Below are 23,354 nucleotides of genomic sequence, written 5' to 3'. Positions count from 1 at the left end.
TAGATTAAGGAAGGCGGAGATGTTATGTTACAAAAAATGAAGAAGATGATGAAGAAAGAGAAAGGTTTTACATTGGTAGAGCTTTTGGCAGTTATTGTTATATTGGGGATTATTTTGGCGATTGCGGTGCCTAGTGTTAGTGGAATAATTACTAAATCAGAGAATGATGCAAAACTAGCAAATGTTGAGTTAATTGAAAATGCCGCGAAATTGGCTGATCTTAGTGAGTTGTTTACAGAGGGTATGTCAGTTGGAGATCTAGTAACTGCTGGATTCTTAGATGGAGACATAGAAATCCCTGGAGATAGTGATTCTGAAGTTTACACAGGTACAGTTTCAAAAACAGGCGATACTTTTACTTATAGTGGTAATGGTAAACCATAATAATAACACAAGAAGTATTCTGTAGATTTGAGTTAAAAAATGTAGGACATAAATAAATTAAAATATTATGAAATATATACGCCTTGCATCTAATATTGCAGGGCGTTTTATTCAAGTATATTAAGAATTAAGGAGTCCAAAAAAATGACCACACCCCTAACAATCCTATTCTTCCTCCTAGGCCTAATATTCGGCTCGTTCTACAATGTCGTCGGACTACGCATCCCACAACATATACCCTTCGCAAATGACCGTTCAATGTGCCCGAATTGCAAGCAACAATTAACATGGTATGAAAATATCCCTTTATTTTCATTTCTGGTCCAACGTGGAAAATGCCGACATTGCAAACAAAGCATTTCATACATATACCCAACCATTGAGCTTTTCACAGGCATTTTATTCGCATGGAGCTATTACACGCTTGGATTCCAATTCGAATTGATCACCGTATTACTTTTAGTTTCTATGCTAATGATTATACTAGTAACAGACATAACCTACATGTTGATTCCAAATAAGGTGCTTTTTTTCTTCCTACCATTTTTCATCGTGATGCGATTTGTGGTACCCTTGAATCCATGGTGGTCGGCAATCGTTGGTGCTATTATTGGCTTTGGCCTCATTTTTATTATTATTTTAATAAGCCGTGGCGGTATGGGGGCAGGCGATATGAAACTTTTCGGTGTACTTGGAATTGTTCTCGGAACCGAAAAGATTTTAGTGGCTTTTTTCCTGGCATGTGTAATTGGGTCTGTGATAGGTATGATGCTAATTCTATTTAACGTAATCGAAAGAAAGCAGCCAGTGCCATTCGGTCCATATATCGTTTTGGCAGCTTTAATTACTTATTTTTACGGGGATTCAATCATCAATTGGTACTTTAATCTACTTATATAAGCGGGTGACAACATGGGGATTATGAATAATGGAAGAGTCAATATGGTAATTACCAATCAGGTATTGCGATACAGTTACCATAAACACAATAATGTCGTCGGTATGGTCATACATGGGGAAGTGGAATTGCCTGATGGGACAATCAAGGACGGTATGATTCAAAATAAAGTCATTTTTGTTGAAGTCGTAAATGAACTTGTCCATAAGCATAAATGGAAACGGAAGAAATTATTCTTTGCTATGCCGGATGATACGATTGTTATTCGCCAATTACAAGTCCCGGCAACGTTAACAAAAGAAGAAACAGCAGGCTATGTAAAAACACAAATCGGAAACAGTTTTTATTTACCATTTTCCAATCCAGCAATTGCAATCGAATTTCTAGAAGCAGATGAGAAAAATAGAGATATTCTATTATTTGCGTATCCGAAAGATAAGATCACCACTTTTGAAGAAGCGTTTGATAAAGCAGGATTAAAACCGATGGCTGCTGATCTAACATCTTTATCCGTTTACCGTTATTACTATCTAACGAAGCAGGAAAAAAAGAATTATGTATTATTGATTCACTGGAATAAAGATGCATTGATGCTAACAGCATTCCGAAATCATAAAGCTATTTTTTCAAGATATATGAAAATGAGTATCACGAAAGATTTGGAGGAAGAGTCTGCACAGCAGTTAATCAGTGAATATATTATAGAAATTAATCGGATTATCGATTTTTATCAATATTCAATTACAAAAGGGGAGTCCGAAATTAATCAGCTGCTTCTTTCCGGTGATTTCCCTTTCCTTGAATCTGTGAAATCCAGTCTATCCAAATTGGTAACAATACCAATCCATCGCTTTGAAGAAGAGGAGCTTACAGCTAAGTATATCGACGTTCTTGGACTGGCTTTAAAGAAAGATTCGTAAGGGGGAGCAATCATGAATATAGAAATTAATTTCCTTGAGAAAGAACCAAATAAAAATATCGCATACATCTTGCTTGGAATTATTTTTATCGTCCTCCTGGTCCTCGCTGTTTCGGTGCTTCTTTTTCAGAAAAATAGTTATGACAATCAACTGGAAGCACTTGAAAGTGAAATGATACAAATCGAATCCGTCTTATTGGAACAACAAAAAGCAAATGGAACCCAAAGGCAACTGGAACAGCTGGAGCAGGAATTGATTATACTGGAATCTGAAATGCTTCCCACAGTAGAAGTGTATCATGAAATAATTGGTTTGCTTTCAGAACCTGAACAACTGATTACATTTGATTATGGGACAGAAAATCAACTTACCATCGATGCTTCTTTTCCAACACTTCATGCTGTTGCTGATTATATTGCAATTCTCACAGAGCAACCCTATGTACAGGACACGCAACTTACAAGTTCCATCAAAATGGAAAATTCTTATGAAGCTACATTATCAGTGATTATAAACAGCGAAATACTGGTAGAGGAGTTCGTAGTTAATGATTAAACATTGGGGGAAAATACATACATATATTGCTGTAGGTCTGTTTGCAGCGATTCTAGTAATCTACGGAATATCTTATTTAAATGTAATTAAACCGTTGAATGCGGAGATGGATTCGTTAGCGAAGGAAGTTTCCATGTATGAAAAACAACTGGATAAGCTGACAAATGAGGAAGAAGCAGATGTCAGTGCGGACCTCTCTGAAGTTGCTCGTAAAGTACCAAACAGTAAATCAGTAAATATAGTTCTTACCGAGTTACAGGAAATTGCAGCACATGCCGATGTTAGTATTGACTATATTGGAGCGGGTGGAGAAATAAATGTAGTGACAGGTGAAGAGGTAGATAACCCCATCATAGATGAAAGCATTTATACACTGGATGCAACAGCAACAAACCTTGGTGCAATAAATAGTTTTATAGATGGAGTAATAACCAGTAATCGTCTAATAAGAATAGATACAATGAATATTCAACATGCTAAAACAGATGTTTACCTAACCATTACTTTTACAGCATTTCACGCAGGATAGCTTCCACTGAAGCTATCCTTTTACTTTGTCTAAATGGTTCTTATGCCACTGTTTTCCTCATAAACTTAGAAATAAAGGAGGAGATCCGTATGCGTCATTATGCCATTTTACGATTACTTTTAGCCGGCTTTTTTCTATACATTGCCTGGCCTGTCATTCCATATGCAACAACAAATGTTGAATTGATGTTCTGGGGGGGCTGGCTCTTGTTCTTGCTGTTTGTTGTAGGTGCCAATTTTGCAACACTTTTACAAATGACTAGGCCTCCGGTAATGGAACAGGAAGAATATAATAGGAGGCAACGTGATTTTCATTGAGTTTGAACTATTTCAACTGTATAATAATAATTACTAAGTGATATAGTACAGTTGAAAGCTGGTGAAATAGATGACAACCAAGCACGAGCAAATTATACAGTATATCATTTCGTTGACGGTTGGAAATAAAATATCAGTTCGTCAAATTGCAAAGGACCTGAATGTGAGTGATGGGACAGCATACCGTGCTATAAAAGAGGCCGAGAACCAAGGGCTAGTCAGCACGATTGAACGGGTTGGTACGATTCGAATCGAGCGAAAGAAAAAAGAAAACTTTGAGCAACTCACATTTGCTGAAATTGTAAATATTATTGATGGACAAGTATTAGGTGGCCGTGATGGGCTATATAAAACGTTAAGCAAATTTGTAATCGGTGCGATGCAACTCGATGCCATGATGCGTTATACACAGGCGGATTCCCTCCTTATTGTCGGGAATCGGTTTAAGGCACATGAGCTGGCACTGACTGCAGGTGCTGCTGTACTGATTACAGGTGGATTTGATACAGAGGATCATGTTAAAAAATTAGCAGATGAAAAAAAACTGCCAATTATTTCGACGAGCTATGATACATTCACGGTAGCGGCCATGATTAACCGAGCTATTTACGATCAACTGATCAAGAAAGAAATCGTATTTGTGGGCGATATCGCAACATCCTTTGAAGAATCTCATTTTTTGAAAGTAAAAGATACAATTGCCGACTGGTATGAGCTGAATGAAAAGTCATCTCATTCAAGATTTCCAGTAGTGGATGATAAGTTGCGTGTCGTTGGAATGGTTTCTTCCAAGGATATTGTAGGAAAAGATCGAACAGTAGTTATCGACCGTGTAATGAGTAAGAAACCGCAAGTCGTCCAGGCGAAGACGTCTCTCGCATCTGTCGGGCATACCATGGTTTGGCAAGGGATTGAACTGATTCCTGTCGTTGACCAGGCATACCATTTGCAAGGAGTGGTTTCCAGGCAGGATGTGCTAAAGGCTATGCAGCAAATTCAGCGTCAACCGCAAGTAGGGGAAACGATTGATGATATTGTCGCGAGTAATTTGAAAGCCAGTGAAGATGATGACTCCGTCTTTGAATCAAAAGTTATTCCCCAGATGACAAACCAATTAGGGACATTATCGAATGGTGTGTTTACTTCTTTGATTACAGAGGCCAGCAGCAGATTGCTTATGAAAGTAAAAAAAGCGGATATTACTATTGAAAACCTGACCGTTTATTTCAGCAAACCGGTACAGATTGATAGCAAGTTGGTCATTAAACCAAAACTGCTTGATGTTGGTAGACTATACGCAAAAATAGATGTGGAAGTATACAATGAGCGTAATTTGGTAGGCAAAGGACTAATCATGGCTCAACTGATTAATCGTTAAGTGATGTTGTTTTAATCTGCAGTTGAGATAAACTACGAACTTGTATAGGGAACTTCGGCGACCGCTCTGGGAAATACACTGCGCTTTTCGCGGGCGGCTGGTGAGCCCCTTCATGCTAATGCATTTCAGTGTCTCACCTATGCCTTTCCTCCCGCAGAAGTCTCCGTGTATTTCCCAGAGCTGGTTAGAAGGTTGCTAATAATTACTATACTAGCGTAGCTAAAATAGCATTATAAAACTTCACCAGTCCGGGTGAGCGGCGGGCGGTGATTCCTACGGGAACAAAGGTTTTCGGTGGGGCGAGTAATCGCAGTCCCAGCACGTGTCCGAAGACCCCCGCAGCGGTGGTTTTCCGCGAGGAGGCTGAGGCCGTGCTCTAAGGATGCGCATCCGCCCGCAGCGATCCCGGACGGCGGGAAAAGCACTTACTTAAAGAAGCAAATAACTAGCAGTTACTTCATAGTTTATACATTTTGTGAAAAAACAACAAATCATTTTGGTGGGACGAGTATCCGCAGTTCCAATTAAAACAGCCTAAATAAAAAAAGAAATCGGCCAGTGTTGCCGATTTCTTTTGTATGTGCTATTCATTCGGATTCAAACGTCGCCATTCACTGCGATAATGTTTTGCTTCCATAAAACCTCTGTATAATTGGAGTGCTCCAACGAGGGCAATGATAAAACAAATGAACAATGCAAGCTGTGTTTTGTAGAAAATATACTGATTGACACCAAAAAATAAAAGGAATGTTCCGAGACAAACCCGGGCTTTTCCGTTAAAATACTTTTGAGTAAGTACATCATTATTTTTAAGAATTGCAACCTTATAATAAATATAAAGTACTGCAGAAACAACAATGACAATAGGGAATATAACCATTTGATCTCTCCTAATTTCTTATGAGTTTTATGTACGATGTCTGTACTTATTCGGGTAGAATTCAATTACAATTGTAACGTGTTTTTACATAGATAGCCAGAAAGAAAAAGGATGTTCAAAGAATATTAACAAGACAGGGGCAAAACAATGGAAATCAAACAAATTTTAGAAACCATTAAAGCTTATGACACGATCATTATCCACCGCCATGCAAGACCAGATCCGGATGCACTTGGATCGCAGGCCGGTCTGAAGGAAATACTAGCACACTCTTTTCCTGATAAACAAATTTATGCAGTAGGGGAGGAAGAACCCTCATTGACTTTTCTTACCCGAATGGATGAAATTGAAGATTCTGTCTATCAACATGCACTCGTCATTGTTTGTGACACAGCAAATGAAGCCCGTATTGACGATCGACGATACTATTTGGGAGAAAAGCTGATCAAGATTGATCATCATCCAAATCTCGATCTGTATGGTGATCTGAGATGGGTCGATACAAATGCAAGCTCTGTAAGTGAAATGATTTATGAATTTTACGACACCGGAAAAGAAGACGGCCTCCAAATGAATGATGAAGCAGCACGCCTGTTGTATGCCGGAATTGTTGGAGATACCGGCAGATTCATGTATCCGAGCACAACAAAGAAGACCTTTCAATACGCTGCAGAGCTGGTAACTTATAATTTTAACCGACCGGCATTTTATAAAGAACTCTACAGTGTGGAAGATAAAATTTCCAGAATGAGTGGTTATATCCTGCAACAATTTAAATTATTGCCATCCGGACTATGCACGATAAAACTTACGGAAGAAATATTGAATACGTTTGACGTAACACCAGATGAATCGGCACAGCTTGTTAATGTGATCAGTGATGTTAAAGGCATTAAAGCATGGGTGTTTTTCATTGAAGAAGAAGAACAAATCCGTGTACGCCTTCGATCCAAAGGGCCTATTATAAATGAAATAGCTAGCAAACATAATGGTGGTGGACACCCGCTCGCATCCGGTGCAACCATTTATTCATGGGAAGAAGCAGATGAAATGACAGAAGAACTGAATGATGCATGCAAGTCATTTGGAGTATAAAGAGAAAAAGTGATGATTTCAATAAAGAAATCATCACTTTTTATTAACTAGTTTTACTGTTGGACATCGGGATAAACCAGCAGCCTGCATCTGTTTTATCAAGCTCAACATGTAAGCACTCTTTATCTATTGCTCTTTTCATTAACCGAATAAGTTCGTCTGTTTCTGCAAAGGCATTATTGCCTTTTTTTAGTTGCTCGATTTTTTCGTCACGCATTCTTCTTAGATTGATGGGTAACATGGAAACCGACTCCCTTCAATTAAGCTATATAAGTGAGTAATTACATTTCTTCACCATAATTATATACTAATTTAAATCTAAATTCCATTGTAGTGGATGATGAGTCATGAAATGTTCATATTAATTTGATAATTTTGGAATGACGCTTACTTCCAGTTCGGAGGCAATGGTTAATTTGTTTACTTCAAAATAATAGGTGACATCTTCAATGGTAAACCCTTTATTTTCAATTGCCGATAAGAGTAGCTGATCACTTTTATTGATTATGTCTACTTCCTCACCGACCAGATGATTGATTTCCTCTATAATCATTTCTTCTAGCTGAAGTTCAATTAATCGGTCCATTTTCAGTTGATCGCCTTCAACAATTGTAATGACGATGGAACTGACTGTCAGAGGCTCTCGCGATTTTTCATCCAAATCTTCCTTATCTTTGAGTAAAGCCTCATTTTGATCTTTCAAGTCCCTTATTTGAGATGTAAACTCCATATTTTCTGCCAAAAGTTCTTCATACATGGTACCATACATATAAATCAGAATAAAATAGGCGATCAAGCCCCCGAAGAATGCTCCCGCGAAAAAACGCTGCCACGTTGTTTTTCTATGATAGGGTGGGATATGCATCAGGATAACTCCTTTTGCAGAAACCAGTCAATAATAAGGATGCCCACTTTCACGCCACCCATTGCAGAGAGGATAAGCAGTGCCTGTTTTAAGAGATCTATCGTTGAACCCTCAAAGAGCCCTTTTTCAAAATTGGCGATAGCATCAAATGTTCCTCCGATTGCTGCAACAATTGCCCAAATTCGCAGTCTGTCAGCAATTCGGCCCATGGAAGTCAGTGGTGCATCTCCAGTCGCAAAATCTCCCATACTCCCAATGAAAGATCCACCGATAATAACACCGAGAGCAATAAAAAAACAATGTATAAATACAGCAAAAAATCGTTCTTCCATCTCCTATGCACTCCTTCTAAGGCATGCTTCTTCCATTCTATGAGAAACTCGGACAAGTTATGCTAAGAAACGAGGTAAAACCGTATGCATGTTCTCAGATCGTTGTTATAATAAGTATAGAGATATGTTGAACATATATTTGTTGATAGAAAAAAGGTGGGATAGTATGTCATACACACATTTACAAGTGAAAAGCGGATATAGTCTGATGGACAGCACGATAACGATTCCTAAATTAGTGGAGAGGGCACATGAGTTGGAATTCGATGCACTTGCCCTCACAGATGTAGAGGTGCTGTATGGTGTCATCCCTTTTTATCGTGCATGCGAAAGCTTAGGTATCAAACCAATTATCGGAATGACCGTCTACGTTCGGGAACATGAAGAGGAGCAAGGCATTCCATGTGTTCTGTTGGCAAAGAACAATACGGGGTATAACCAATTAATTAAAATTAGCTCGACTATTCAGCTTCGTGACAAAAATGGTATTCATAGAGAAGAATTACGTTCACTTAGCAATCAGTTAATTGGTATCTTTCCATCAACCAGCGAAAAACTCGAAACCTATTTCCTAAATCGATCACATGAAGAAACGTACGCGTACATAAAAGAATGGCAAGCACTATTTTCAGAAGGTGATTTTTATCTTGGCGTGCACCATCGGGAACAGGAAGACGATAAGGAATTTATCCAGACCGTGAAAGCTTTCCATGAATTGTATGGCATACCTGTAACAGCCCTCAATGACGTCATCTACCTCGAAGAAAAAGATGATATTGCCTTTGATTGTCTACAGGCGATGAAAAAAGGTAAGTCGTGGGGAATGAAAATTACAGATCCGACATTGAAAAACAGGCATCTTCGTTCAGAAGCTGAAATGATGGATAGCTTTCAGTCCTTTTGGCCAGAAGTTCTTTTTGAAACGGATTCCATTAAAAATAAATGCCATGTAACATTTGATTTCGAAAAACGTCTCATACCATCTTTTCCCGTTCCAAAAGGGACAAATGCGAAAGATTATCTGACTAAACAATGCTTTGAAAATGTTGAAAAGAAATACGCCATAGTCACAGAAGAAATCAAAGACCGATTAACATATGAGCTTCATATCATTCAATCGATGAATTTTAGTGATTACTTTTTGATTGTTGCTGATTTTATCGACTATGCGAAAGCCAATCAAATTCTAGTAGGACCGGGTCGTGGCTCATCGGCTGGCTCCATCGTTGCGTATGTACTAGGAATTACCGATGTTGATCCAATCGAATATAATCTTTTGTTTGAACGTTTTTTAAATCCGGAAAGAGTGACAATGCCGGATATCGATGTCGATTTTTCAGATGCCAGACGTGACGAAGTTATTGAATATGTGAGAACTAAATATGGAGAGGAGCATGTTGCACAAATTATTACATTTGGCACATTTGCTGCACGCTCCCTAATAAGAGAATTAATCAAGACAATGGATATTGACCAACAGGATGCAAGCTTTATTTTAAAAGAAATACCACTGCAGTCGAAGGTAAGTATTCCTGAAATCGTAAAATCTTCTGAGGAACTGAATCGTTATGTGAAAAGTACTTCAAAATTAAAGGCGTTATTTGCAGTAGCTGTTAAGCTGGAAGGATTACCCAGACATATATCAACCCATGCTGCAGGTGTCGTTATTAGTGAACAACCGTTAATCGAACACATTCCATTAACCTTGGGGGCAACGAATACACATCTTACACAGTTCCCAATGAATGATTTAGAGGCACTTGGCTTATTAAAGATGGATTTTCTTGGATTAAAAAATTTAACTTTGCTTGAGAAAATAATACAGTCGATTAAATATACCGCCGATAAACAGGTATCCTTGGAAAATATTCCAAGTCATGACGAGCAAACATATGAATTATTACGAAATGGGCTGACGAACGGCGTTTTCCAGTTGGAATCACAAGGGATGAAGCAAGTATTGACAAGACTTAATCCGACATCCTTTGAAGATATCGTAGCAGTCAATGCACTCTTTAGGCCGGGTCCGATGGATTTTATACCTACCTTCATTGCTCGCAAACACAAAAAGGAACAAGTGACGTATCCACATCCTGATTTAAAACCAATTCTTGAGAAAACATTTGGAGTACTCGTTTACCAGGAGCAGATTATGCAAATTGCTAATAAAATTGCAGGATTCACACTTGGTGAAGCAGATATGCTACGCAGGGCTGTCAGCAAGAAAAAGAAGGAAGTCATGGATGACCAACGAGAAGCGTTCATTAATGGTTGTAGCAAGAATGGGTATGAGAGACATGTGGCAGAAGAGATTTTTAGCTGGATTGTTAAATTCTCCAATTATGGTTTTCCAAGAAGCCATGCAGTAGCCTACAGTAAAATTTCTTATCAGCTTGCTTATTTAAAAACACACTATCCAGCAAGTTTTTTTGCCGAACTATTAAGCTCTACGAAGAACCAACAAGAAAAACTAAATACATATGTGCAGGAACTGAAAGGAATGAATCTGGGTCTATTGCCACCATCGATCAACCGAAGCTTTGGGAAATTCACCGTAGAAAAAAGAAGTGTCCGTATGGGTTTTTCTTCAATTAAAGGAGTAGGCAATCAGACTGTTTCCGAGATAGTCCGCGCGAGAAGGGAAGGTCCTTTTAAAAATTTATTTGATTTCTGCCTACGTGTTTCACCAAAATTGGTGAATCGAACGACATTGGAGACTTTAATCATTGCAGGTACGTTTGATGAATTGCACCCAAACCGGGCGAGTTTGCTTGCTTCCATTGATCATGCGATGGAGCAAGGAGAATTATTCAGTGACTTTTCCGGACAATCCAGTTTATTCCAGAACAAGATAGAATTTGAAGCAGATTACGTTGATATCGAAGACTTCAGTCAAGTTAAAAAATTAGCTGATGAAAAAGAGCTCATTGGAATGTATGTATCGAGTCACCCTCTGAAAGACTTCAGGAAACGTTTGCGGGAGAATGGGCATCTTTCCCTTCAAAAGGCGGGAAAACTGGTTGGTAAGCGAAATTTAACTACAACAGCGATTATTCAATCGATGAAGACAATCCGAACGAAACGCGGCGATCGAATGGCTTTTCTTACATTAGGCGACGAACATACAGAAATGGATGCAGTTGTTTTCCCTGATTTGTTCCGAGAAACGAGTCTTTTTCTTAAAGAGGAAATAATTATTAGCATTTCTGGAAAAGTCGAATCCAGAAACAACAAACTTCAATGGGTAGTTGACTCCCTTAAGCCATTTAATGAGGAGGAGCTTTCTGATCAGCCGGAACAACGGCTATTTATAAAATCGAGTAGTAGTACAAGCAGTAATGCATTAAAAACAATCAAAAGCATTGCAGAGCATTATCCAGGTGCTACCCCCGTTATTATTTATGATGATGAAAGGAAACAGTCCTATCAACTTGCAAATGAGTATTTTGTCAACCCGGACGCAGGCTGCATGAAAGAATTGAATGATAATTTCGGCAAAGATAATGTAGTTTTAAAGAAAATAGATTAAGCTGTTTGACTATAGATGGAAAGCTGTACGCATTCGTGTTTACGATTATTACGAAATCGATTAGATTACTTTACAGACATAAATCATCTGTTATAATATAGTAGTTATTATTAGTGGTCTGACCACTAAGAGTTCCATTATTCTAATGATAAGCAATTATTAATTTTTTAACTTCTATATGTCTGAGCAACCATGAGTAATCTAAACCATAAAAATGACGAACAGACCATTTCTACTTTGAAGGGGAGAGAATATACTAATGGCAAGCTTAAGAGATGAAGCATTACATATGCATAAGGTAAATCAAGGGAAACTCGAGATTAACTCAAAGGTACCAGTTAATAATGCAGAGGATTTAAGCCTTGCTTATTCTCCTGGAGTAGCAGAACCGTGTAAGGAAATTCATGATCGAACTGAAACAGTATATGATTATACAATGAAAGGCAACATGGTAGCAGTTGTCAGTGATGGTTCAGCTGTCCTTGGACTAGGTAATATTGGCCCAGAAGCCGCACTCCCGGTTATGGAAGGAAAAGCTGTATTATTCAAAGGATTTGCCGGGGTTGATGCATTTCCAATTTGTCTTGCTACCCATGATGTGGATCAAATTGTGCAAACAGTTAAGCTACTTGAACCGAATTTTGGTGGTGTCAATCTTGAAGATATCGCAGCACCGAATTGCTTTATTATTGAGGACCGTTTAAAGAGTGAAACAAATATCCCAATTTTTCACGATGATCAGCATGGAACTGCAATTGTAACCGTTGCAGGATTAATAAATGCGTTGAAGCTTGTTGGAAAAGATTTCTCGGAGATAAAAGTGGTAGCCAATGGAGCAGGAGCGGCAGGTATCGCAATTGTTCGATTGCTACAGAGCTTTGGTGTTCGTGAAATGGTCATGTGTGATTCCAAAGGTGCTATTTATGAAGGTAGACCTTATGGAATGAATAAAGTTAAAGATATAGTTGCAAAATTTACAAATAACGCTAAAACAGAAGGTTCCCTACAAGATGTTCTCGTAGATGCAGATGTATTTATTGGTGTTTCAGTAGGTGGTGCATTAACAAAAGAAATGGTCGCAAGCATGAATAATGACGCGATTATTTTTGCCATGGCAAATCCGGATCCTGAAATTCTTCCTGAAGAAGCAAAAGAAGCTGGTGCAAGAGTTATTGGTACCGGAAGATCGGACTTTGCCAATCAAGTAAATAACGTACTTGCATTTCCTGGCATTTTCCGGGGAGCTTTGGATGTGAGGGCTACGAGAATTAATGAAGAAATGAAAGTAGCAGCTGCAGAAGCAATTGCTTCTTTAATTGATGAAAGCGAGCTTCATGATGATTATGTTATTCCAAGCCCATTTGATACCCGCGTTGCTCCTCTAGTCGCATCAAGGGTTGCTAAGGCGGCAATGGATTCTGGTGTTGCCAGACTAAAAATTGATCCGGAAGAAATTGCAGAAAAAACAAGAAGACTGACCCAAAAGGAAAAATGATAAAAGCGTGTGTTTAAAAAAGAGTAAAGGCCTTTTTGAACACCTCTATCCGTTCCAAAGGAGTGAAGGCCCGCTGTGACCATTTCAAGCAAACAAAAGGTATATCAGGAAGTAATCAAGGAATTACAACAACATATTGAGATGCATCATTTAAATTCTGGAGACAAGCTTCCATCTGAAAGGGAGATATCAGAAAGATTAAATGCAGGCAGATCATCGGTTAGGGAAGCTTTACGGGCGTTGGAACTTATTGGGCTAATTGAAACAAGGCATGGTGAAGGTACGTATTTAAGGACGTATCGTACCTTTCAGACAGTGGAATTGTTATCTTCATTTATTCTTAGGCAGGAAAACATGAAGAATGACCTGTCTGTTACAAAGAAAATTATCGAAAAAGAAGCTGCCAAATTGGCCTTCAGTCGAATGGAAGAAAATGATTTTAAGAAGCTAAACAAAATTGCTGCTATGTACACAAATGATCCACATACAAGACATAGCACCTACTTTACGTATTTATTTGATAAGACGGAAAATCTATTAATGACTAAAATTTGGGTTTTGATGGACGAATTTTCACATACGGTTAGTACACAACACTATGATGACGCATTCTACTCAAAGCTGACAGATTTATACTCCGAGCGAGATTATCCATCCATCGAAGCATTATTTATTAATTAAACAAATTTGACAGTTGAGAGTTTACTCGATTGTTTTCGACACTCTTTTTGAAATGGAATCGTTATAATGAGAGTAGGGTTCTAAATTTATTTGTACATGCTTGCATGACAAGGTAGGTATTAAAGGGGGAATAGCCTTGCTTAAAGATTTTTTCGGCAAGCGAAAGAAGTACGCATCCATACCAAATGAACAGGCTAAGATGGATGTTCCTGAAGGACTTATGCAAAAATGCGCGAGTTGTAATAAAATATATTATCGTAAAGAAATGAAGAAATCACTGCATGTATGTCCGAATTGTAGCTACCACCATCCGATGACTGCATGGGATCGAATAAACAGTTTATTTGATTCGGAATCATTTCAGGAATGGGATCAAGGAATCACATCCGGAAATCCGCTTGGTTTCCCTGATTACGAGCAAAAAATTGCTAAAGATCGTAAAAAAACGAATCTGAACGAGGGAGTCGTAACCGGTAAAGGTACGATAAATGGTAATTTAACCGCTTTTGCTGTAATGGATTCCAGTTTCCGAATGGGGAGTATGGGTTCTGCAATGGGTGAGAAAATTGCGCGTGCAATTGAAAATGCAAAAAATGAATCGATACCTTTTATTATTTTTACGGCTTCTGGTGGTGCCAGAATGCAGGAAGGTGTCCTAAGCTTAATGCAGATGGCAAAAACCTCCATTGCCATTAAACGCTTCAGTGACAGGGGTGGATTAATGATTTCTGTTATGACTCACCCAACTACTGGCGGTGTTTCAGCGAGCTTTGCTTCCATTGGTGACTATAATTTCGCTGAGCCAGGTGCACTAATTGGTTTTGCCGGAAGAAGAATTATTGAACAAACGATTCGTGAGAAGTTGCCTGAGGACTTTCAGACAGCAGAGTTTCAGTTAAAGCATGGCCAATTAGATAAAGTGATCCACCGACATGATATGAAATCAATCATCTCTAAGCTTCTTGAAATGCATCAGAATGGTGGCGAGACAAAATGACGCACATACTCGATTTTGAAAAACCAATCGTAAATCTGAAAGAAAAGATCGCTGAACTGAAAAATTTCACCGAGAATAGTGAAATTGATTTGTCTGCGGAAATTCAAACATTGGAAAAACGCCTCTCCGTTCTCGAGGACGAAATCTATGGTAATTTGAAACCGTGGAATCGAGTACAGATGGCGAGACACCCCATGCGACCGACAACGTTGGATTATATAGGGAAACTATTTAAAGATTTCATTGAATTTCATGGTGACCGAACATATGGCGATGATGAAGCTATTGTTGCTGGACTGGCTTATTATATGGGGAAACCTGTAACAGTAATTGGCCATCAGCGTGGGAAAGATACGAAGGAGAACATCCGCAGAAACTTTGGAATGCCGCATCCAGAAGGATATCGTAAAGCATTGCGTCATATGAAACAAGCAGAGAAATTTAATCGACCAATTATTTGTTTTATTGATACAAAGGGTGCATTTCCGGGGAAAGCAGCAGAAGAAAGAGGACAAAGTGAAGCCATTGCCAGAAATTTGATGGAAATGGCAGGGCTAACTGTTCCAATCATATGTATCGTTATTGGTGAAGGTGGTAGTGGTGGTGCTTTGGCATTAGGTGTCGGGGACCAGATTCATATGCTTGAAAATTCCACGTATTCGGTTATCTCCCCTGAAGGAGCAGCTGCTCTTCTATGGAAAGATTCTGGACAGGCTAAACGTGCTGCTGAAACGATGAAGATCACAGCTTATGATTTAAAGGAATTAAATGTTATCGATCAAGTCATTCCTGAACCTAAGGGTGGAGCGCATCGTGACATTGACAAGCAAGCGGAGAATATAGGTAAAGTAATTCAAAGCTCCTTGAATTCTTTAAGTAAATTTACAAAAGAAGAATTACTTGAGAATAGATGGGAAAAGTATAAACAGATTGGTGAATACGAAACAATATAGAAACTGTTGTAGTTGAGACTGATAATTTATAGTATCAGTCTCTTATTATGTATGAATTAATATAAAACATCACTTTACATATAAGATATTGATTGCTATTTGTTCTGTTTTTATTTATCTTTAAAGGGTATGGTACAGTAAAAGCAGATTTATAATTTTACGACTAGAGGTGAAGTTTACGTGAACAAAATAGGTGTACTTACTAGTGGTGGAGATTCACCAGGTATGAATGCAGCCATTCGTGCCGTAGTCAGAAAAGCTATCTTTCACGAAATGGAAGTTTATGGAATTAAAAATGGGTTTCAAGGTCTAATGGAGGGAAATATAGAAAAAATGGGTCTGGGCTCTGTAGGAGATATTATTCAACGCGGCGGTACTATATTATTCTCTGCCCGCAGTGAGGAATTTAAAACAGAAGCAGGACAGCAACGGGCAATTGAGCAACTAAAAAAGTTCGGAATTGATGGCTTAATTGTGATTGGTGGGGATGGAAGTTTCCGTGGAGCGCAGAAGTTAACCGATAAAGGTTTTCCTTGCATCGGAGTTCCGGGAACAATCGATAATGATATCTCTGGAACCGATTTTACGATTGGTTTTGATACTTCGTTAAACACGATTATACAAGCGGTGGACAAGATCCGTGATACTGCAACTTCTCATGAACGTACGTATATTATTGAAGTTATGGGTCGAAATGCCGGGGACCTTGCACTTTGGGCAGGACTCGCTGGAGGTGCAGAAAGTATATTGATCCCTGAGAAAAAGGAAGATTTTTCAGAAATCGTGGACCGTTTGAAACGTGGTCATGATCGTGGCAAGAAACATAGCATTATAATATTGGCAGAAGGTGTTGGAAGCGGTTTTGATTATGGTGATCGAATTGAAAAAGAAACCAATCTCGAAACACGTGTTACCGTACTAGGATATATTCAGCGGGGTGGTTCACCATCTGCAACAGATAGAGTGCTTGCGAGTCGTTTAGGTGCAAGAGCTGTAGAGCTGCTTATAAAGGAGCAAGGTGGTAGAATGGTTGGTATACAGCAGAATATATTGGTTGATCATCCTTTTGATGAAGTGTTTACGAAAGACCATTCAATCAATGAAGAAATGTACCAGCTTTCTAAGGAATTATCCATCTAACTTCAATGAATACTAGATCGATGATTTAAAGTTAATTTCAGCTAGAATAGTTATAAACATATTTAAGATAATCAAGGAGGAAGAACAATACATGAGAAATACTAAAATTGTTTGTACGATTGGACCAGCTTCAGAAACGGTGGAAATACTTGAAAATTTAATTGATGCAGGTATGAATGTTGCCAGACTTAATTTCTCACATGGTGACTTTGAGGAGCATGGTGCACGTATAAAAAACATCAGATTAGCAGCAAAAAATAAAAATAAAACAGTCGCTATTTTATTGGATACGAAAGGACCGGAAATTAGAACCGGTAACTTTAAAGAAGGATATGCTGATCTTGTACAAGGAAATGATGTTATTGTTTCCATGAATGAAGTGGAAGGTACTGCAGAGAAATTTTCTGTAACGTATGAAGGTTTAATCAATGACGTACATGAAGGGTCCAAAATTCTACTTGATGACGGGCTAATTGAACTTGAAGTAACTGAGATTGATCAAGCAAAAGGCGAAATTACTACAAAAGCGATGAACACCGGTGTTATAAAAAATAAAAAAGGTGTAAATGTACCGAACGTTTCTGTTAACCTTCCAGGTATTACAGATAAGGATGCGGCAGACATTAATTTTGGTATTGAACAGGGTGTAGATTTTATTGCTGCATCTTTCGTACGTCGCGCATCTGATATTCTTGAAATCAAAGAATTACTTGAAAACAATGGGGCAACACATATCCACATCATCCCTAAAATTGAGAATCAGGAAGGTGTCGACAATATTGACAGTATCCTGGAAGTAAGTGATGGATTAATGGTAGCACGTGGTGATCTAGGTGTGGAAATTCCAGCTGAAGATGTTCCACTCGTACAAAAAGCATTGATTAAAAAATGCAATAACGCAGGAAAACCAGTTATTACTGCTACGCAAATGCTTGATTCTATGCAAAGAAACCCACGTCCGACAAGAGCAGAAGCATCCGATGTAGCGAATGCGATTTTTGACGGAACCGATGCAATTATGCTTTCAGGAGAAACTGCTGCAGGGGTTTATCCAGTTGAATCTGTCCAAACAATGAGCAATATTGCATTGAAAACAGAATCTGCACTGCAACATAAATCGATTTTGGAAGAGCGTTCTAAAAATGTGGACATGACAATTACAGAGGCAATTAGTCAATCGGTAACACATACTGCAATGAACCTAAATGTGGATACGATTATCACACCAACGGAAAGCGGCCACACTGCTAGAATGATTTCTAAATATAAACCAAAAGCAACGATTCTTGCGGTTACTTTCTCTGATGCCGTTAATCGTCAACTTTCCCTTGTATGGGGTGTACATGCGGTACAGGGCGATGTAGCAGGTTCTACGGATGAAATGCTTGACATTGCAATTAACAAAGGCTTGGATACAGGCCTATGCAAACGCGGAAGTAGAGTAATTATTACTGCAGGTGTACCAGTAGGCGAAAGTGGTACGACAAATCTGTTAAAAGTCCATGTAATTGGCGATGTTATAGCTAAGGGACAAGGAATTGGAAGAAGAAGCGCTTACGGTCGTGTCGTTTTTGCTAAGAGTAATGAAGAAGCATTATCAAACGTACAGGATGGTGATATTCTTGTTACTCACGCTACAGATCGTGATATGATGCCTGCGATTGAAAAAGCAGCAGCAATTATTACGGAAGAGGGCGGTTTAACTTCCCATGCAGCTGTCGTAGGTTTAAGCTTGGGCATCCCAGTAATCGTTGGAGTGAGCAATGTTTTCAAATTACTTGAAAATGGTCAGGATATTACAGTTGATGGTACAAAAGGTGATATTTACGAAGGACATGCGAGTGTTCTTTAATTAAAATAATCTTATAAATAGAAATCGGTATATTGCCGGTTTCTATTTTTTATTTTTAGAGAATCATGTTAAAATTAAGTCTGAGAAAGGATGTTTTATGATGCGCTGGTTATTATTGGCTTTATTAGTTATTCCCGCTTCGGAAATCGGTGTTTTTATTTGGATCGGTGGAATGACGGGACCTTGGTGGATCGTATTTCTAATCGTTTTGACCGGAGTTATCGGTGTAACCCTTGCAAAGAAACAAGGCATAGATACATGGAGAAGAGCCCAGTTACAGATGAGTAAGGGAATTCCTCCAACAGAAGAAATTATGGATGGCATATGCATCTTTATTGGAGCTGTATTCTTATTTTCACCGGGCTTTATTACAGATACGGTTGGATTCATTTTAGTAATTCCATATACAAGAACCCCTATGAAGAACATGATACGCAAATTGATGAACAAAATGATGGGAAATGGAACAATTATTTATCGCAAATGATATTTTTATTCTTTGATGAAATTCCATATTATTTGTAAGAATCCTGACTGATACAACGCATTCCCCAAAACGATAAGTAGTGGAGCAATCAGAAGTCCTGCAAATCCCCATAATTGTATACCAACGAACATACCAATCAGTACAATCAATGGATGAATCCCGATGCTCGCGGAAAGTATTTTTGGTTCCAGAATTTGTCTGGAAAGAATCACAATCATATATAGAATACTGAGTCCAATGGTCATCGAATAATCGGATACGGAATAGGTGTATAGAATCCAGGGAATAAATAGGATACCTGTTCCGATATAAGGGATGAAATCGACTGCAGCAGCGAATAAGCTAATGGTTAATGCATGTTTAACCTGTAGAATCAATAAGCCAGTCAGAATGAGACAAGCTGAAATAAAGATTAGTATCAGTTGGGCTTTGAAAAATCCGGTAATTGCTAACTTCAGATGATTAATGAGCTCATGTAACGATTTTCCTGCCTTTACTGGAATAATTCGTTGTAAAATCCGCTTTAAATCTTCAAAATCATTTAATATCATAAACGTTGCCAGTAAGATAAAGATAGCAGTTGTTAATGATCCTGGTACGATAGCGAGCATAGTGGGAATTTTTGCCAAGGTACTACTCAGTAATTCCGTTCCTGAAGATGCAACGAAATCTGTTAATGATCGAATATATTCATTGATTGTAACTTGCTGATTTGGATCAAGCGAATGAAAGAAGGAAATGACCACCTTATATAACGGTAATAAATGATTATTAAAAAACGTTTCTAGATACAAAACAAAGGAATGAAAATGTTTTGGTAACTGATCAGCCAGAAATAAAGAGCCCTGATAAACCTCGGTAACGATTAATAATAGAAAGCCGAAAAATAAGAGAATCAAACCAATCATCATAAACGATACAGATAGAAACCTTGGTAGCTTTGTAATACTTTCAAGAAAACGGACAAATGGGTGAATGATGACGGAAATGATTACAGCAATCAACAGTGGGTAAATATAATGGAACGTATTTATAAATGCCATGCTGACGAGGATACACATAACGATTACGATAAGAAATCGTATAAATTGCTGTAGAAATAATTTTTGCATACTTAGTACACTCCAATTAAAGCCTTAATTTAGAAACCTGTGCAGGCCTGTACTAGTTTTATATGATGAACGAAGGAATAATAGACTTCCAGATACGAAAACTTAGAGCAGATAAAAAATAGATATAACAACATAAACCTCTGTAAAATCATATTATTTATAGCAAAAATCAGAAATTTAAACGGTTTCAATTCACTTTCTGCCAAAATTACTTTATAATAATATTTGGGGTAGACAATAATAAGCTACTTAAAAGTATAAAAAGATTTAAGTAGAAGCGTTGCATGACTTCTGCTATTTAATTATGAATAGCGAGCGTACATCACGCTATCGATATTATTGTCAGGTAATTGTGTGTGTTTTTTTATCGTGCCACAATTAACATAAAAAAAGGAGAGGGTTACTATGACAACATCAGCAAAGGGGCTAGAGGGTATTGTCGCAACTCAATCGTCTATCAGTTCCATCATTGACGACCAACTATCGTATGTTGGTTATCGTATCGATGATTTAGCTGAGAATTCGAGTTTTGAAGAAGTCGTGTACTTATTGTGGAATCAGAAACTTCCAAATACGACTGAATTGGAAAAGATGAAGAAAGAACTCGCAGAACATATGGAAATTCCAGATGCGATCATTGATCATTTGCGTTCTTATGATTTATCAACCGTTCATCCAATGGCAGCATTACGTACTGCAATATCATTACTTGGGTTATATGATAGCAAGGCAGATGTAATGGAGACTGAAGTAAATAAACAGAAAGCTGTTTCAATCCAAGCGAAAATCGCAACGATAGTAGCCGCTTTTTCCAGAATCCGTAATGGTCAAGACCCAGTTAAACCGAAGAAGGATTTGGGATATGCAGAAAACTTCTTATACATGCTTAATGGAAAAGAAGCTGAGGAAATTGAAATAGAAGCAATCAATAAAGCGTTAGTACTGCATGCAGATCATGAATTAAATGCTTCTACTTTCACAGCAAGAGTATGTGTTGCAACGCTTTCAGACATTTATTCTGGTATTACTGCTGCAATTGGTGCGCTAAAAGGACCCTTGCATGGTGGAGCAAACGAAAACGTTATGAAGATGCTAAGTGAAATTGGCGAAGAAGAAAATGCAATCCCTTATATTGAAAAGAAATTTGAAAACAAAGAAAAAATTATGGGGATGGGACATCGCGTCTACCAAAATGGAGATCCTCGTGCGAAACACCTGAAAAAAATGTCCCAAGAGCTGACTAAACTTACAGGTCAGGAAAAATGGTATAATATGTCTGTTAAAATTGAAGATTATATCAAAAAGCACAAAGGACTTCCAGCTAATGTGGATTTCTACAGTGCATCTGTTTATCACAGCCTGGGTATTGACCATGACTTATTTACACCGATATTCGCAGTAAGCCGTACTTCAGGATGGTTAGCACATATTCTGGAACAATATGAAAACAATCGTTTAATCCGTCCACGTGCGGAATATACGGGCCCAGAGTTGCAAGATTATGTTGAACTTGCAAAACGTGGCTAATTTTATAAAATGAAACTGAGGATAGCTGGTAATCCGGCTATTCTGTTCAGATAAATTTAGGAGGGTATTATTAATGGCACAGGGAGAAAAAATTATCGTAGAAAATGGGAACTTAAACGTACCAAACAATCCAATCATTCCTTTTATTGAAGGTGACGGTACTGGTCCAGATATTTGGGCATCTGCTAAAGAAGTAATTGAAGCATCCGTTGAGAAAGCATATAACGGAGAAAAGAAAATAGATTGGTTGGAAGTTTATGCTGGTCAAAAAGCATTTGATAAAACTGGCGAATGGCTTCCTCAAGACACATTGGATAAAATTAATGAATATAAAATTGCAATCAAAGGTCCATTAACAACACCAATTGGTGGTGGAATACGTTCCCTAAACGTTGCATTGCGTCAGGAACTTGATTTATATACTTGCTTGCGTCCAGTGCGCTATTTTGAAGGTGTGCCTTCTCCAGTAAAACGTCCGGAAGATGTGGATATGGTTATTTTTCGTGAGAATACAGAGGATATTTATGCGGGGATTGAGTGGCAAAAAGGATCCGATGATGTAAAGAAAGTAATTGAATTCCTTAAAAATGAAATGGGTGTAAGTAATATTCGCTTTCCTGAAACTTCAGGTATTGGCGTAAAACCAGTCTCAGAAGAAGGAACGAAACGATTGGTCCGTTCAGCTATAGAATATGCACTAACTGAAGGACGCGATAGTGTTACTCTCGTACATAAAGGTAACATCATGAAATTTACTGAAGGTGCTTTTAAACAATGGGGCTATGAAGTTGCTGAACAAGAATATGGTGATAAAGTGTTTACATGGGCTGAGTATGACCGCCTCGTGGAATCGGATGGCAAAGATGTAGCTAATAAAGCACAGGACGAAGCATTAGCTTCAGGTAAAATCCTTGTGAAGGATGCTATTGCTGATATCTTCCTGCAACAGATTTTAACCCGTCCAAAGGAATTTGATGTTGTAGCAACAATGAATCTCAATGGGGATTACATTTCAGATGCACTTGCAGCACAAGTAGGCGGAATTGGGATTGCTCCAGGAGCTAACATTAACTACGATACTGGGCATGCTATTTTCGAAGCTACTCATGGTACTGCACCTAAGTATGCTGGCCTTGATAAAGTGAATCCATCTTCCGTAATTCTTTCAGCTGTACTAATGCTTGAGCATCTTGGCTGGAGAGAAGCAGCAGACCTAATTACTGTTTCAATGGATAAAACAATTGCATCTAAAGTTGTCACATATGACTTTGCGCGGTTGATGGATGGCGCGACAGAGGTTAAATGTTCCGAGTTTGGTCAAGAATTAATTAAAAATATGGGTTAATTAGCATACAGTAGTGGAGGCGACCACCCGATTGATTGGTCGCTCACCACGCTGTTTGTTTTTAATTTAATCATGATGATCAT

23 protein-coding genes are annotated in these 23,354 nt (G+C 38.3%); 18 read left to right on the top strand and 5 right to left on the bottom strand.

The genetic code is table 11. The features are described 5' to 3' along the window. Positions 1–24: 24 nt before the first annotated feature. From ACHABU_RS02375 to ACHABU_RS02345, 7 genes are all read left to right on the top strand, one after another. Positions 25–384 (top strand): type II secretion system protein, encoded by a 360-nt coding sequence (locus tag ACHABU_RS02375; RefSeq protein WP_435761863.1) that lies wholly within the window; start codon positions 25–27, stop codon positions 382–384. 144 nt (positions 385–528) lie between these two features. Continuing rightward, on the top strand, positions 529–1,284 hold the full coding sequence (locus tag ACHABU_RS02370; RefSeq protein WP_435761861.1) for a prepilin peptidase: 756 nt from the start codon (positions 529–531) through the stop codon (positions 1,282–1,284). Between the two features lie 12 nt (positions 1,285–1,296). Beyond that, entirely contained in the window at positions 1,297–2,202 is a 906-nt protein-coding gene (pilM, locus tag ACHABU_RS02365; RefSeq protein WP_435761859.1) for a type IV pilus biogenesis protein PilM, read from the top strand. Positions 2,203–2,214: 12 nt separating this feature from the next. Continuing rightward, positions 2,215–2,757 (top strand): hypothetical protein, encoded by a 543-nt coding sequence (locus tag ACHABU_RS02360; protein WP_435761857.1) that lies wholly within the window; start codon positions 2,215–2,217, stop codon positions 2,755–2,757. Continuing rightward, complete coding sequence (locus ACHABU_RS02355) at positions 2,750–3,286, top strand: hypothetical protein (RefSeq protein ID WP_435761856.1); 537 nt, start codon at positions 2,750–2,752, stop codon at positions 3,284–3,286. Before ACHABU_RS02360 ends, ACHABU_RS02355 begins: the two co-directional genes overlap by 8 nt. Before the next feature lie 89 nt (positions 3,287–3,375). Beyond that, entirely contained in the window at positions 3,376–3,603 is a 228-nt protein-coding gene (locus ACHABU_RS02350) for a hypothetical protein (RefSeq protein ID WP_435761854.1), read from the top strand. A 70-nt stretch (positions 3,604–3,673) separates the two neighbouring features. Further along, the gene (locus ACHABU_RS02345) at positions 3,674–4,981 is read left to right on the top strand and encodes a DRTGG domain-containing protein (RefSeq protein WP_435761852.1); all 1,308 of its coding nucleotides are present in this window, start codon (positions 3,674–3,676) and stop codon (positions 4,979–4,981) included. Positions 4,982–5,564: 583 nt separating this feature from the next. On the opposite strand, the gene ACHABU_RS02340 is transcribed toward ACHABU_RS02345, so the two are convergent. Next, complete coding sequence (locus ACHABU_RS02340) at positions 5,565–5,861, bottom strand: YtpI family protein (protein WP_435761850.1); 297 nt, start codon at positions 5,859–5,861, stop codon at positions 5,565–5,567. Positions 5,862–6,008: 147 nt separating this feature from the next. Here ACHABU_RS02340 and ACHABU_RS02335 point away from each other — a divergent pair, with 147 nt between their 5' ends. Next, positions 6,009–6,956: a DHH family phosphoesterase gene (locus tag ACHABU_RS02335; RefSeq protein ID WP_435761848.1), complete on the top strand. Its 948-nt coding sequence runs from the start codon at positions 6,009–6,011 to the stop codon at positions 6,954–6,956. A 43-nt stretch (positions 6,957–6,999) separates the two neighbouring features. Here ACHABU_RS02335 and ACHABU_RS02330 read toward each other — a convergent pair whose 3' ends face one another. The 3 genes from ACHABU_RS02330 to ACHABU_RS02320 form a co-directional block, all read right to left on the bottom strand. After that, a complete protein-coding gene (locus ACHABU_RS02330; RefSeq protein WP_435761847.1) occupies positions 7,000–7,197 on the bottom strand; it encodes a hypothetical protein in 198 nt (65 codons plus the stop codon). A 120-nt stretch (positions 7,198–7,317) separates the two neighbouring features. Then, on the bottom strand, positions 7,318–7,821 hold the full coding sequence (gene ytrI, locus ACHABU_RS02325) for a sporulation membrane protein YtrI (protein WP_435761845.1): 504 nt from the start codon (positions 7,819–7,821) through the stop codon (positions 7,318–7,320). Next, positions 7,821–8,153, bottom strand: coding sequence for a YtrH family sporulation protein (locus ACHABU_RS02320; protein ID WP_435761843.1), 333 nt, complete (start codon positions 8,151–8,153; stop codon positions 7,821–7,823). The genes ytrI and ACHABU_RS02320 overlap by 1 nt, the downstream gene beginning before the upstream one ends. Before the next feature lie 166 nt (positions 8,154–8,319). Here ACHABU_RS02320 and dnaE point away from each other — a divergent pair, with 166 nt between their 5' ends. The 8 genes from dnaE to ACHABU_RS02280 all read left to right on the top strand — a co-directional run bounded on the left by dnaE (position 8,320) and on the right by ACHABU_RS02280 (position 19,287). Beyond that, positions 8,320–11,682, top strand: coding sequence for a DNA polymerase III subunit alpha (gene dnaE, locus ACHABU_RS02315; protein WP_435761841.1), 3,363 nt, complete (start codon positions 8,320–8,322; stop codon positions 11,680–11,682). Positions 11,683–11,941: 259 nt separating this feature from the next. After that, entirely contained in the window at positions 11,942–13,177 is a 1,236-nt protein-coding gene (locus ACHABU_RS02310) for an NAD(P)-dependent malic enzyme (protein WP_435761839.1), read from the top strand. 75 nt (positions 13,178–13,252) lie between these two features. Next, entirely contained in the window at positions 13,253–13,858 is a 606-nt protein-coding gene (locus ACHABU_RS02305) for a FadR/GntR family transcriptional regulator (RefSeq protein WP_435761837.1), read from the top strand. 136 nt (positions 13,859–13,994) lie between these two features. Further along, on the top strand, positions 13,995–14,855 hold the full coding sequence (accD, locus tag ACHABU_RS02300) for an acetyl-CoA carboxylase, carboxyltransferase subunit beta (protein WP_435761834.1): 861 nt from the start codon (positions 13,995–13,997) through the stop codon (positions 14,853–14,855). Next, positions 14,852–15,808, top strand: a complete 957-nt coding sequence (gene accA, locus ACHABU_RS02295; RefSeq protein ID WP_435761832.1) for an acetyl-CoA carboxylase carboxyl transferase subunit alpha — start codon at positions 14,852–14,854, stop codon at positions 15,806–15,808. Before accD ends, accA begins: the two co-directional genes overlap by 4 nt. Before the next feature lie 180 nt (positions 15,809–15,988). Continuing rightward, positions 15,989–16,948, top strand: a complete 960-nt coding sequence (gene pfkA, locus ACHABU_RS02290; RefSeq protein WP_435761829.1) for a 6-phosphofructokinase — start codon at positions 15,989–15,991, stop codon at positions 16,946–16,948. A gap of 91 nt (positions 16,949–17,039) precedes the next feature. Then, the gene (gene pyk, locus ACHABU_RS02285) at positions 17,040–18,800 is read left to right on the top strand and encodes a pyruvate kinase (protein WP_435761826.1); all 1,761 of its coding nucleotides are present in this window, start codon (positions 17,040–17,042) and stop codon (positions 18,798–18,800) included. Positions 18,801–18,900: 100 nt separating this feature from the next. Further along, positions 18,901–19,287 carry an FxsA family protein gene (locus ACHABU_RS02280; RefSeq protein ID WP_435761823.1) on the top strand — a complete coding sequence of 129 codons (387 nt, stop codon included), beginning with the start codon at positions 18,901–18,903 and terminating at the stop codon, positions 19,285–19,287. Positions 19,288–19,292: 5 nt separating this feature from the next. On the opposite strand, the gene ytvI is transcribed toward ACHABU_RS02280, so the two are convergent. Beyond that, positions 19,293–20,399 carry a sporulation integral membrane protein YtvI gene (gene ytvI, locus ACHABU_RS02275; protein WP_435761821.1) on the bottom strand — a complete coding sequence of 369 codons (1,107 nt, stop codon included), beginning with the start codon at positions 20,397–20,399 and terminating at the stop codon, positions 19,293–19,295. A gap of 405 nt (positions 20,400–20,804) precedes the next feature. Here ytvI and citZ point away from each other — a divergent pair, with 405 nt between their 5' ends. Together citZ and icd are read left to right on the top strand one after the other, a co-directional pair. Next, on the top strand, positions 20,805–21,926 hold the full coding sequence (gene citZ / locus ACHABU_RS02270) for a citrate synthase (protein WP_435761818.1): 1,122 nt from the start codon (positions 20,805–20,807) through the stop codon (positions 21,924–21,926). A 31-nt stretch (positions 21,927–21,957) separates the two neighbouring features. After that, entirely contained in the window at positions 21,958–23,271 is a 1,314-nt protein-coding gene (gene icd / locus ACHABU_RS02265; RefSeq protein ID WP_435762340.1) for an NADP-dependent isocitrate dehydrogenase, read from the top strand. Positions 23,272–23,354 lie beyond the last annotated feature (83 nt).

It is taken from the genome of Oceanobacillus sp. CF4.6, from assembly GCF_051262635.1.
Classification (GTDB): Bacteria; Bacillota; Bacilli; order Bacillales; family Amphibacillaceae; genus Oceanobacillus.
Note: the sequence above shows the minus strand (reverse complement) of the source record. Positions and strands in the feature narration are given on the sequence as shown.